Source organism: Pseudomonas sp. BF-RE-25, assembly GCF_019956105.1.
In the GTDB taxonomy this organism is placed as follows: domain Bacteria; phylum Pseudomonadota; class Gammaproteobacteria; order Pseudomonadales; family Pseudomonadaceae; genus Aquipseudomonas; species Aquipseudomonas migulae.
Genome location: NZ_JAHBDB010000018.1, coordinates 56,104 through 68,309, shown reverse-complemented (window position 1 = coordinate 68,309; position 12,206 = coordinate 56,104). Strand labels below are relative to the sequence as shown.

The following is a 12,206-nucleotide window of genomic DNA, read 5'->3' as shown; positions in this document are numbered from 1 at the left end:
ATGCCTGCTATCCCTTTGGAGCATGGTCTGGCGGTCGCCGGCATCCTGTTCTGCCTCGGTCTGGTCGGCCTGATGGTCCGCCGCAACATTCTCTTCGTGCTGATGAGCCTGGAGGTCATGATGAATGCCTCCGCTTTGGCGTTCATCGTTGCCGGTAGCCGCTGGGCGCAGCCGGATGGACAGATCATGTTCATCCTGGTGATCAGCCTGGCAGCCGCCGAGGCCAGTATCGGCCTGGCGATCCTGCTGCAACTGTATCGCCGCTTCCACACGCTCGATATCGACGCTGCCAGTGAGATGCGCGGATGAATCTTCTCTATCTGACTTTCGTATTCCCTCTCATCGGTTTCCTGCTGCTGTCGTTCTCCCGTGGACGCCTCTCGGAAAACCTGTCGGCGCTGATCGGCGTCGGTTCCATCGGCCTGTCTGCCATCGTCACCGCTTACGTGATCTGGCAGTTCAACGTTGCGCCACCTGAAGGCGGTCACTACACCCAGGTGTTGTGGCAGTGGATGGCGGTGGAAGGCTTCACGCCGAACTTCGCGCTGTACCTGGATGGTCTGTCCCTGACCATGCTCGGTGTGGTCGTTGGTGTCGGCTTCCTGATCCACCTGTTCGCGTCCTGGTACATGCGCGGTGAAGCCGGCTACTCGCGCTTCTTCGCCTACACCAACCTGTTTATCGCCAGCATGCTGTTCCTGGTCCTGGGCGATAACCTGTTGTTCCTGTACTTCGGCTGGGAAGGCGTGGGCCTGTGCTCGTACCTGTTGATCGGTTTCTACTACAGCAACCGCAACAACGGTAACGCGGCACTCAAAGCCTTTATCGTGACCCGCATCGGCGACGTGTTCATGGCCATCGGCCTGTTCATCCTGTTCGCCCAACTGGGCACGCTGAACGTCCAGGAACTGCTGGTGCTGGCACCGCAGAAATTCCAGGCCGGCGACTTCTGGATGGTCATGGCCACCCTGATGCTGCTGGGCGGCGCTGTCGGTAAATCCGCGCAACTGCCGCTGCAAACCTGGCTGGCGGATGCGATGGCCGGTCCTACTCCGGTTTCGGCACTGATCCACGCCGCGACCATGGTGACCGCCGGTGTCTACCTGATCGCCCGTACCCACGGCCTGTTCACCCTGGCGCCGGAAATCCTGCATCTAGTAGGAATCGTCGGTGGCGTGACCCTGGTACTCGCCGGTTTCGCGGCACTGGTTCAGACCGACATCAAACGTATCCTCGCCTACTCGACCATGAGCCAGATCGGCTACATGTTCCTGGCACTGGGCGTTGGCGCATGGGATGGCGCGATTTTCCACCTGATGACCCACGCCTTCTTCAAGGCGCTGCTGTTCCTTGCGTCCGGTGCTGTGATCGTTGCCTGCCACCACGAGCAGAACATCTTCAAGATGGGCGGACTGTGGAAGAAACTGCCACTGGCCTACGCCAGCTTCATCGTCGGCGGCGCGGCCCTGGCGGCCCTGCCACTGGTGACCGCAGGCTTCTACTCCAAGGACGAAATCCTGTGGGAAGCGTTTGCCAGCGGTAACCAGGGTCTGCTGTACGCAGGTCTGGTCGGTGCGTTCATGACTTCGCTGTACACCTTCCGCCTGATCTTCATCGCGTTCCACGGTGAAGTGAAGACCGAAGCGCACGCCGGTCACGGCATCGCTCACTGGCTGCCACTGTCGGTGCTGATCGTATTGTCCACCGCCATTGGCGCGATGATCGTTCCGCCGCTGCACGGTGTGCTGCCGGAAAGCGTCGGCCATGCCGGCGGCGAAGCCAAGCACAGTCTGGAAATCGCCTCGGGCGCCATCGCCCTGGCCGGTATCCTGCTGGCCGCGTTGCTGTTCCTCGGCAAGCGTCGTTTCGTCACTGCAATCGCCAACAGCGGCATCGGCCGCTTCCTTTCGGCCTGGTGGTTCGCTGCCTGGGGCTTCGACTGGATCTACGACAAACTGTTCGTCAAGCCATACCTGGCGATCAGCCATGTACTGCGCAAAGACCCGCTCGACCAGACCATCGGTCTGATCCCGCGTATGGCCAAAGGCGGTCACACCGCCCTGAGCCGTACCGAAACCGGTCAACTGCGTTGGTACGCGGCATCGATGGCAGCCGGCTCCGTGCTGGTCATCGGCGCCATCGTGCTGGTAGCGGTCTGAATATGAACCTTGCGAACTTGCGAAAGGAATTGAGCCCGTCATGATTCTGCCTTGGCTAATCCTGATCCCCTTCATCGGCGGCCTGCTGTGCTGGATGGGTGAGCGCTTCGGCGCCACCCTCCCCCGCTGGATTGCGCTGATCACCATGTCCCTGTTGCTCTCCCTCGGCCTCTGGCTGTGGGCCACCGGTGACTATTCATTTGCCCCGGCGCCTGGCGCCGACCCGACCTGGGCGCTTGAGTTCAAGCACATCTGGATCGAGCGCTTCGGCATCAGCGTGCACCTGGCCCTCGACGGCCTGTCGCTGCTGATGATCATGCTGACCGGTCTGCTGGGTGTGCTGTCGGTACTCTGCTCGTGGAAAGAGATTCAACGTCACGTTGGCTTCTTCCACTTGAACCTGATGTGGATCCTGGGCGGTGTCGTCGGCGTGTTCCTCGCCCTCGACCTGTTCATGTTCTTCTTCTTCTGGGAAATGATGCTGGTGCCGATGTACTTCCTCATCGCGCTCTGGGGTCACAGTTCTTCGGACGGCAAGAAAACCCGGATCTACGCGGCGACCAAGTTCTTCATCTTCACTCAGGCTTCCGGCCTGATCATGTTGGTGGCGATCCTGGGTCTGGTACTGGTCAACTTCAACGACACCGGCGTGATTACCTTCAACTACGCCGACCTGTTGAAAACCAAGATGTCGCTGACCACCGAGTACATCCTGATGCTCGGTTTCTTCATCGCCTTCGCGGTCAAGCTGCCAGTCGTACCGTTCCACTCCTGGTTGCCTGATGCTCACGCCCAGGCGCCGACCGCAGGTTCCGTCGACCTGGCCGGTATCTTGCTGAAAACCGCTGCGTACGGTCTGCTGCGTTTCGCCCTGCCGCTGTTCCCGAATGCGTCGGCCGAGTTTGCGCCGATTGCCATGACCCTCGGTCTGATCGGAATTTTCTACGGCGCGTTCCTGGCCTTCGCACAAACCGACATCAAGCGTCTGATTGCCTTCTCGTCCGTTTCCCACATGGGCTTCGTACTGATCGGCATTTACTCCGGCAGCCAACTGGCGCTGCAGGGCGCGGTGATGCAGATGCTGGCGCACGGTCTGTCGGCCGCGGCACTCTTTATCCTGAGCGGTCAGTTGTACGAGCGCACCCACACCCGCGACATGCGTGAAATGGGTGGCCTGTGGTCGAAGATCGCTTACCTGCCGGCCCTCAGCCTGTTCTTCGCAGCCGCGTCGCTGGGCTTGCCGGGCACCGGTAACTTTGTCGGTGAGTTCCTGATCCTGATCGGTACTTTCCCTGCTGCACCGTTGGTCACCATCATCGCGACGTCGGGCCTGGTGTTCGGTTCGGTCTACTCGCTGATCATGATCCACCGTGCTTACTTCGGTCCGGCCAAATCGGACGCGGTGCTGCATGGCATGGACGGTCGCGAACTGATCATGGTGGTCGGTCTAGCGGCACTGCTGATCTACATCGGCGTGTACCCGCAACCGTTCCTCGATACCTCTGCTGCGACGATGCATGGCGTGCAGCAATGGCTCGGCACCGCCTTCACTCAACTCGCTTCGGCCCGGTAAGAGCGCTATGGAATTCACGACTCAACACTTTATCGCGCTAGCGCCGTTGTTGATCACCAGCGCCACGATCATCGTGGTGATGCTGGCGATTGCCTGGCGCCGCAACCACTCGCAGACCTTCCTGATTTCCGTGGCGGGCCTGAACCTGGCGTTGCTGTCGATCCTGCCAGCCTTGAAAGTCGCGCCATTGGCCGTGACCCCACTGCTGCAGATCGATAGCTTTGCCTGCTTGTACATGGCGCTGATCCTGGTCGCCACCCTGGCCTGTGTGACCCTCGCCCACGCCTACCTCGGCGATGGCGGTTCGGGTTACCCGGGCAACCGCGAAGAACTGTACCTGCTGATCCTGATGGCCGCCGCCGGTGGCCTGGTTCTGGTCAGCGCGCAGCACCTGGCCGGGTTGTTCATCGGTCTGGAACTGCTCTCGGTGCCGGTCTACGGTCTGGTGGCCTACGCCTTCTTCAACAAGCGTTCGCTGGAAGCCGGTATCAAGTACATGGTGCTGTCGGCCGCCGGTTCCGCGTTCCTGTTGTTCGGTATGGCCCTGCTCTACGCCGATTCCGGCAGCCTGAGCTTTGTCGGTATCGGCCAGGCCCTCGCGGCCACCGGTCTGCCAAGCTCCCTGGCGCAAATGGGCCTGGGCATGATGCTGATCGGCCTGGCGTTCAAACTGTCGCTGGTACCGTTCCACCTCTGGACTCCGGACGTTTACGAAGGTGCTCCTGCACCGGTGGCGGCGTTCCTGGCGACCGCTTCCAAAGTCGCTGTGTTCGCGGTGATGGTGCGTCTGTTCCAGATCTCGCCAGCGGCGAGCAGCGGTGTACTCAGCGACGTGCTGACCATCATCGCCATTGCCTCGATCCTGTTCGGTAACCTGCTGGCCCTGACCCAAAGCAACCTCAAGCGTCTGCTGGGTTACTCGTCCATCGCGCACTTCGGCTACCTGCTGATCGCCCTGGTGGCGAGCAAGGGTCTGGCCGTGGAAGCCATCGGCGTGTACCTGGTCACCTACGTGATCACCAGCCTCGGCGCCTTCGGCGTGATCACCCTGATGTCCTCGCCGTACAACGGCCGTGACGCGGATGCCCTGTACGAATACCGCGGCCTGTTCTGGCGCCGTCCGTACCTGACCGCCGTCCTGACCGTGATGATGCTGTCCCTGGCCGGTATCCCGCTGACCGCGGGCTTCATCGGCAAGTTCTACATCATCGCCACCGGTGTCGAGTCGCACCAATGGTGGCTGGTTGGTTCCCTGGTACTGGGCAGCGCCATCGGCGTCTTCTACTACCTGCGCGTCATGGTCACTCTGTACCTGATGGAGCCAAACCTGCGTCGCCACGATGCGCAACTGCATTGGGAACAACGTGCAGGCGGCGTGATGCTGCTGGCCATCGCCGTACTGGCGTTCTTCCTCGGGCTGTATCCGCAGCCGTTGCTGGCTCTGGTTCAACAGGCTGGTCTGGCGGGTTGATCGCTTAGCGGTAGATCGTTGAAAACAGAAACGGCACCTTCGGGTGCCGTTTTTGCGTTTGTGGGGTTTGGTACTGCTGCCCTGCCCTCCTTCTGCAATCCCCGAATGCTCTCGCGGGATTAGTCGACTTGTCCTACAGGTGTTTTTAAGACCGGGGTCTACCGTTGTAAACGGGGATGAAAAGGATGGCCTGGATGGCTTGACCGATTCGATTATCGAGATAACACTATACGCAGGTAACGTACAGAATATGGAAGCTCTGTTCATCGAATTACCTTTGTTTCAAAAACATCGAGACGACTACCTGGACGACGAATTGTTTTGCAGCTTTCAGCTGGAGTTGCTGAAGAACCCTGAAGCGGGCGACCTCATTGAGGGCACAGGTGGGCTGCGCAAAATTCGCTTCTGCGACCAACGAAGAGGTAAAGGCAAACGCAGTGGATTACGAGTGATTTATTACTGGTGGTCGGGCTTCAATCAGTTCTGGCTGTTCACTGTGTATGGCAAAAACGAGCAAGACGACCTGTCGCCTTTCCAGAAAAAAATCTTCAGACAAGCACTGGATAGAGAAATCAAAACGAGATCCCATTATGAAACGTGACATTTTTTCCGAACTGATGGACGGCCTGGAGGCTCTGGCCGATGAGCGCCAAGGCAAGATCACGCTGCGAACTCACAAGGTTGATCTGCCCGAACTGATGCCCATCACCGCCGAGGAAGTGGTCGCCATCCGCCAACAGCTCAATCTCTCCCGGTCGGTGTTCGCGATGTATCTGCGTACCAATACCCGAACCCTGGAGAACTGGGAACAGGGGCGTGCAACTCCCAATGCCCAAGCCACGACCCTGATCCGTCTGGTCGAGCGCTTTCCGCAGACGATCGATCATCTCGCAACCCTGACTTGAACTCAGAGCGTCATGCACAAACAAAAACGGCACCTTCCGGTGCCGTTCGCCTTTCTCAGTGCCGCCGTTTACTTACGCGCATCCGCCCACGATTTCAGCAGTTCGTTGTAGCTCACGGTTTCACCCTTAGGCTTTTCGTTCGCCAGTTTCGGTTTTGGTGCACCCGGCTGATCGAACCAGTATTGCGCATCGCGCTCGGGGTTCATTTTCGGGGCGCAGGTGGCTTGGGCCTTCGAGCGTTCCAGACGGGACATGATCGCGTCCTGATCCTTGGCCAGGCCGTCGAGCGCCTGTTGCGGGGTTTTGTCGCCGCTGGCGGCTTCGGCGATGTGGCTCCACCACAGTTGCGCCAGACGCGGATAGTCCGGCACGTTGGTCCCGGTCGGGGTCCATTGCACGCGGGCCGGGCTGCGGTAGAACTCGACCAGACCACCGAGTTTCGGTGCCAGGTCGGTCATCGCTTGCGAGTTGATGTCCGACTCGCGAATTGGTGTCAGGCCGACGATGGTTTTCTTCAGCGACACGGTTTTCGACGTCACGAATTGCGCATAGAGCCAGGCAGCCAGTTTCTGTTTCTCAGGCGTGGACTTCATGAACGTCCAGGAACCCACGTCCTGATAACCCAGCTTCATGCCCTCTTCCCAATACGGACCGCGCGGCGAAGGCGCCATGCGCCATTTCGGTGTGCCGTCGGCGTTCACCACGGGCAGACCCGGTTTGGTCATGTCGGCGGTGAATGCGGTGTACCAGAAGATCTGTTGGGCGATGTTGCCCTGGGACGGTACCGGGCCGGACTCGGAGAAGGTCATGCCCGCCGCTTCCGGTGGTGCATAGGCCTTGAGCCAGTCGACGTATTTGGTGGTGGCAAATACCGCCGCCGGGCCGTTGGTGTCGCCACCGCGAGTCACGCTGGAACCGACCGGGTGGCAGTCCTCGACGCGGATGCCCCACTCGTCCACCGGCAAACCGTTAGGCAAGCCCTTGTCGCCACCACCCGCCATGGAGAACCAGGCATCGGTGAAGCGCCAGCCCAGGGACGGGTCTTTCTTGCCGTAATCCATGTGCCCGTAGACCCGCTTGCCGTCGATTTCCTTGACGTCTTCGCTGAAGAATTTGGCGATGTCTTCATAGGCCGACCAGTTCACCGGAACGCCCAGCTCGTAACCGTACTTTTCCTTGAACTTGGCTTTAAGGTCCGCGCGCTCGAACCAGTCGGCGCGGAACCAGTAGAGGTTGGCGAATTGCTGGTCGGGCAGTTGATAGAGCTTGCCGTCGGGCGCGGTGGTGAAGGAAAGGCCGATGAAATCCTTGAGATCCAGGGTCGGCGAAGTGAAGTTTTTACCTTCATTGGCCATCAGGTCGGTAATGGATTCAGTCTTGCCGTAACGGAAGTGCGTGCCGATCAGGTCAGAGTCGTTGACCCAGCCGTCATAGATGCTCTTATCCGACTGCATCACGGTCTGCAGCTTTTCCACCACGTCGCCTTCCTGCAGCAAATCGTGGGTCACCTTGATCCCGGTGATCTCGGTAAAAGCCTTGGCCAATACCTTGGACTCATATTCGTGAGTGGTCAGGGTCTCCGAGACGACCTTGATGTCCATCCCGCGAAACGGCTCGGCGGCCTTGATGAACCACTTCAGTTCCGCGAGTTGCTGATCCGCCGACAGGGTGGACGGTTTGAACTCGCTGCCGATCCATTTTTTCGCGGCTTCTTCGTAGGCATCGGCCCAGGCCGAAGCGCTCAAACCGCTGAGTGCCAGCATGGCTGCCAATGAAATGCTATGTCGCAGCTTATTGTTTTTGTCGAACATAGAGACCTCCTTTTAGGGTTTCGGAGCAACATTGCCGAGCGATTCGACTAGCCCCAACGCATCACAGCCAACAGCCACACCAGGGACAACGCGAACGCTACCCAGATGCTCCAGTCGGTGACGCCGATTACCAGCAAATGCAGGTAGGCGCTGCCGAGAAGACCGATAAACAGACGATCGCCACGGGTGGTGGCAATCGGCAAAAAACCACGCCGAAGAACGCTCGGCGAGCGTAGTTCCCACGTCGTCATGCCCACCAGAATCAGGCCAATGACGGTGAAGAACGCCGCTGTGGGGACAGTCCAACTCATCCATTCCATCATCAGTTCCTCATACTCGGCCGAGGGCAAAGCCCTTGGCCACGTGGTTACGGACAAACCAGATCACCAGCATGCCCGGCAGGATGGTCAACACCCCCGCCGCCGCCAGCACGCCCCAGTCGATGCCGGACGCCGAAACGGTTCGGGTCATCACCGCGGCAATCGGCTTGGCGTTGACCGAGGTCAGCGTCCGCGCCAGCAACAATTCGACCCAGGAAAACATGAAGCAGAAGAACGCCGTCACGCCGATCCCCGAGCCAATCAGCGGCACGAAAATCTTCACGAAGAACTTGGGAAAACTGTAGCCATCAATGTAGGCAGTTTCGTCGATTTCCTTCGGAACGCCGGACATGAAGCCCTCGAGAATCCACACCGCCAACGGCACGTTGAACAGGCAATGCGCCAACGCCACGGCGATGTGGGTGTCGAACAGACCAATCGAGGAATACAGCTGGAAGAACGGCAACAGGAATACCGCCGGTGGCGCCATGCGGTTGGTCAGCAGCCAGAAGAACAGGTGCTTGTCGCCGAGGAAGCGATACCGCGAGAACGCGTACGCTGCCGGCAACGCCACGCTCAGGGAAATCAGCGTGTTCAGGCTCACGTAATACAGCGAGTTGAGGTAACCGGTGTACCAGGCCGGATCGGTGAAGATCACCTTGTAGTTGGCAAAGGTGAAATCCTGCGGAAACAGCGTCAGGCCGCTGAGGATTTCGGTGTTGCTCTTGAAGGACATGTTCAGCAGCCAGTAGATCGGCACCAGCAGGAACAGGATGTAGATCAGCAGTGGAATTAGCTTTCTCTTGCTCATGGCGGACCTCAGCGGTTGGCGTCAGAGTGAGTCATGGCGGTGTAGAACAGCCAGGACACCAACAGGATGATCAGGAAGTACACCAGCGAGAACGCCGCCGCCGGGCCGAGGTCGAATTGGCCGATGGCCATTTGCGTCAAGGTCTGGCTGAGGAAGGTCGTGGCATTGCCCGGCCCGCCGCCCGTGAGCACGAACGGCTCGGTGTAGATCATGAAACTGTCCATGAACCGCAGCATCACCGCGATCAACAGCACGCTCTTGAGCTTGGGCAACTGGATGTGCCGGAACACCGCCCAGGCGGATGCGCGATCAATCCGCGCGGCCTGGTAGTACACATCCGGAATCGCTCGCAACCCGGAGAAACACAACAGCGCCACCAGCGACGTCCAGTGCCAGACATCCATCACCAGCACCGTGACCCAGGCGTCCATGGTGTTGGCCGCATAGTTATAGTTGATGCCCATCGCATTGAGGCTCGAACCGAGCAAGCCGATGTCGGCCCGGCCAAAAATCTGCCAGATGGTGCCGACCACGTTCCATGGAATCAGCAGCGGAATCGCCAGGATGATCAGCACCAGGGAAGACCAGCGGCCCTTGGTCGGCATGGTCAGGGCGATGGCGATGCCCAGCGGGATTTCGATCAGCAACACGCAGCCGGAGTAGATGAACTGACGCAGCAGCGAGTCGTGCAGCCGTGGGTCGAGCAGCACCTGTTTGTACCAGTCGGCGCCGACGAAGTAGCGGCTGGACTGGTCGAAGATGTCCTGCACCGAATAGTTGACCACGGTCATCATCGGGATCACCGCACTGAACGCCACCAGCAAAAACACCGGCAGCACCAGCCACCAGGCCTTGTTGTTCTGCACCTTGTTCATGGCAGCACCTCCAGCAGGTAATCATCGGCATAGACCATCAACCATTGCGCCGGAAAGCTGATGTACGCCGTGCCCTCCGGCACCGGTTTGTCTTCCGCCAACCGCACTTTCAACGTCACGCCGTCGAGGTTCAGGGTCATGATCTTGTAGGTGCCGAGGTCTTCGACGTGTACGACCTTTGCCTGCATCGCGTCGTCAAACGGTTCGTCCCACACGTGTACGAACTCAGGTCGGATGCCAACCTTCAGGGTCTTCCATTCGGACGCGGCGATGCGTTGCAGTTGCGCCTCGGACAACGGCAAATGCGTCGAGGCAAAACCGACACCGCCCGGTTGCGGCTGCACGTCGATCAGGTTCATCCCCGGACTGCCGATGAAATAACCGACAAAGGTATGGCTCGGCCGTTCGAACAATTCCCGTGGCGTGCCGAACTGCACGATCTGCCCGCCGTACATCACCGCGATCTTGTCGGCGAAGGTCGAGGCTTCGAGTTGATCGTGGGTGACGTAGACCATGGTGATGTTGAACTGCTCGTGGATCTGTTTGAGCTTGCGCCGCAGCTTCCACTTCAAGTGCGGGTCGATCACCGTCAGCGGTTCATCAAAGAGGATGGCGGAGACGTCATCGCGCACCAGCCCGCGGCCCATCGAGACTTTCTGCTTTTCGTCAGCGGTGAGGTTGCGCGCCTTCTTGCTCAGCAACGCCTGGAGGTCGAGGACCTCGGCAATTTCCTGCACCTTGCTGTGAATTTTCGCTTCGGCCATGCCTTGATTGCGCAGCGGAAAGGCCAGGTTGTCGAACACCGTCATGGTGTCGTAGACCACCGGAAACTGGAAAACCTGAGCGATATTGCGCTTCTCCGGGGTCAGGTCGTTGACCGCTTTTCCGTCGAACAGGACATGGCCCTGGGACGGGCTGAGCAATCCGGAAATGATGTTGAGCAAGGTCGACTTGCCGCAACCCGAAGGCCCGAGCAAGGCGTAGGCACCGCCCTGCTCCCAGATGTGATCCATCTCGCGGATCGCGTAATCCTCGGGGCCGCTCGGCGTGCGCGTGTAACTGTGGGCGAGGTTCTGCAAACGGATTTCGGCCATCAGGCAACCCTCGCGATACGGCGACCGGGCGCTTGGACCAGCCGCCCCTGCGCATCGAACACAAACAGTTTATGGGTCGGGATATAGATGCGGATCGGCGCATCGACGTCGTATTCGTGAACCCCGGGCAAATGCAGCACCAGCAGGAAATGCTCGTTGCGCACGTGGAGGAAGGTTTCCGAGCCGCTGATCTCGGCGACCTCGACGGTCACTGCCAGTTCGAGGTCATCGTCGTTGCTCGGCACCAGCGAGATGTGGCTCGGACGCACGCCGAAGCGGAACTCGCCTTCGCCCACCGGACGCAAATCGACGTTCAACGGGAAGTGCACGAAATTGGCGAAGCTGACTTCGTTGCCGGCGATGCGTCCGGGCATCAGGTTGATCGGCGGTTCGGAGAACAGCTCGGCGGCCAGCACCGATTGCGGCTGGTGATAGACCTCGGACGACTTGCCGCTCTGGATCACCCGGCCCTCATGAAGAATGGTCGTGGTGCCACCGAGCGCCAGCGCTTCGTTGGGCTCGGTGGTGGCGTAGATGGCGATGGTGTGTCGCGCCTTGAACAGCTCGCGCATTTCCTGACGCAGTTCTTCGCGCAACTTGTAGTCGAGGTTGACCAGCGGCTCGTCGAACAGGATCAGTTCGGCGTCCTTGACCAGCGCCCGGGCCATCGCGGTGCGCTGTTGCTGACCGCCGGAGAGCTCCAGCGGATAGCGCTGGAGAAACTTCTCGATGCGCAGCATCTTCGCGGTTTCCAGCACCTTGCTCTGGATCAGTTCGTTGGACACGCCGGCCTGACGCAGCGGCGAGGCGATGTTCTCGAACACCGTCATGGTCGGGTAGTTGATGAACTGCTGATAGACCATCGACACGTTACGCAAGCGCACCGGGCGTTGGGTGACGTCGACGCCGTTCATCAGGATGCGGCCGCTGTCGGGCTTGTCCAGGCCCGCCATCAGGCGCATGAGACTGGTTTTGCCGGACAGCGTGCGGCCCAGCAAAACGTTGAAGGATCCAGGTTCGAAACTCAGGCACGCATCGTCGATCCAGGTCTGGCCCTCGACGGTGCGGCTGACGTGCTCCAGAGTGAGTGACATGGCTCGGCCTTTTTATTATTGGAGTCAAGCGACCGGAGCAGTAGAGCGAGTTTCATGCCAGAAATTGCAACGTGTTGATCTGGCTTGGAAATC

General features: G+C 59.6%; 12 protein-coding genes. 6 read left to right on the top strand and 6 right to left on the bottom strand.

Annotated elements, in window-relative coordinates; genetic code table 11:
* The 6 genes from nuoK (at position 1) to KGB24_RS10185 (ending at position 6,108) form a co-directional block, all read left to right on the top strand.
* Positions 1–309 carry an NADH-quinone oxidoreductase subunit NuoK gene (nuoK, locus tag KGB24_RS10210; RefSeq protein WP_007940879.1) on the top strand — a complete coding sequence of 103 codons (309 nt, stop codon included), beginning with the start codon at positions 1–3 and terminating at the stop codon, positions 307–309.
* Entirely contained in the window at positions 306–2,159 is a 1,854-nt protein-coding gene (nuoL, locus tag KGB24_RS10205; RefSeq protein WP_008032743.1) for an NADH-quinone oxidoreductase subunit L, read from the top strand. Before nuoK ends, nuoL begins: the two co-directional genes overlap by 4 nt.
* A gap of 40 nt (positions 2,160–2,199) precedes the next feature.
* Positions 2,200–3,732, top strand: coding sequence for an NADH-quinone oxidoreductase subunit M (gene nuoM / locus KGB24_RS10200; protein ID WP_008032746.1), 1,533 nt, complete (start codon positions 2,200–2,202; stop codon positions 3,730–3,732).
* 7 nt (positions 3,733–3,739) lie between these two features.
* Positions 3,740–5,203, top strand: a complete 1,464-nt coding sequence (gene nuoN / locus KGB24_RS10195) for an NADH-quinone oxidoreductase subunit NuoN (RefSeq protein WP_008032749.1) — start codon at positions 3,740–3,742, stop codon at positions 5,201–5,203.
* Positions 5,204–5,453: 250 nt separating this feature from the next.
* A complete protein-coding gene (locus tag KGB24_RS10190) occupies positions 5,454–5,804 on the top strand; it encodes a hypothetical protein (RefSeq protein WP_008032750.1) in 351 nt (116 codons plus the stop codon).
* A complete protein-coding gene (locus KGB24_RS10185) occupies positions 5,794–6,108 on the top strand; it encodes a helix-turn-helix domain-containing protein (protein ID WP_008032753.1) in 315 nt (104 codons plus the stop codon). The genes KGB24_RS10190 and KGB24_RS10185 overlap by 11 nt, the downstream gene beginning before the upstream one ends.
* Positions 6,109–6,176: 68 nt before the next feature.
* On the opposite strand, the gene KGB24_RS10180 is transcribed toward KGB24_RS10185, so the two are convergent.
* Genes KGB24_RS10180 through KGB24_RS10155 form a run of 6 tightly spaced genes read right to left on the bottom strand, consistent with a single transcriptional unit; the run spans position 6,177 to position 12,113 of the window.
* Positions 6,177–7,919, bottom strand: a complete 1,743-nt coding sequence (locus KGB24_RS10180; protein WP_008043892.1) for an extracellular solute-binding protein — start codon at positions 7,917–7,919, stop codon at positions 6,177–6,179.
* A 47-nt stretch (positions 7,920–7,966) separates the two neighbouring features.
* Entirely contained in the window at positions 7,967–8,239 is a 273-nt protein-coding gene (locus KGB24_RS10175; RefSeq protein ID WP_032829048.1) for a DUF2160 domain-containing protein, read from the bottom strand.
* 10 nt (positions 8,240–8,249) lie between these two features.
* Positions 8,250–9,050, bottom strand: coding sequence for a carbohydrate ABC transporter permease (locus tag KGB24_RS10170; RefSeq protein WP_008032760.1), 801 nt, complete (start codon positions 9,048–9,050; stop codon positions 8,250–8,252).
* Positions 9,051–9,058: 8 nt separating this feature from the next.
* A complete protein-coding gene (locus KGB24_RS10165) occupies positions 9,059–9,925 on the bottom strand; it encodes a carbohydrate ABC transporter permease (RefSeq protein ID WP_008032762.1) in 867 nt (288 codons plus the stop codon).
* Positions 9,922–11,019 (bottom strand): ABC transporter ATP-binding protein, encoded by a 1,098-nt coding sequence (locus tag KGB24_RS10160; protein WP_223415102.1) that lies wholly within the window; start codon positions 11,017–11,019, stop codon positions 9,922–9,924. Before KGB24_RS10160 ends, KGB24_RS10165 begins: the two co-directional genes overlap by 4 nt.
* Positions 11,019–12,113, bottom strand: a complete 1,095-nt coding sequence (locus KGB24_RS10155; protein WP_192419093.1) for an ABC transporter ATP-binding protein — start codon at positions 12,111–12,113, stop codon at positions 11,019–11,021. Before KGB24_RS10155 ends, KGB24_RS10160 begins: the two co-directional genes overlap by 1 nt.
* Positions 12,114–12,206: the final 93 nt, after the last annotated feature.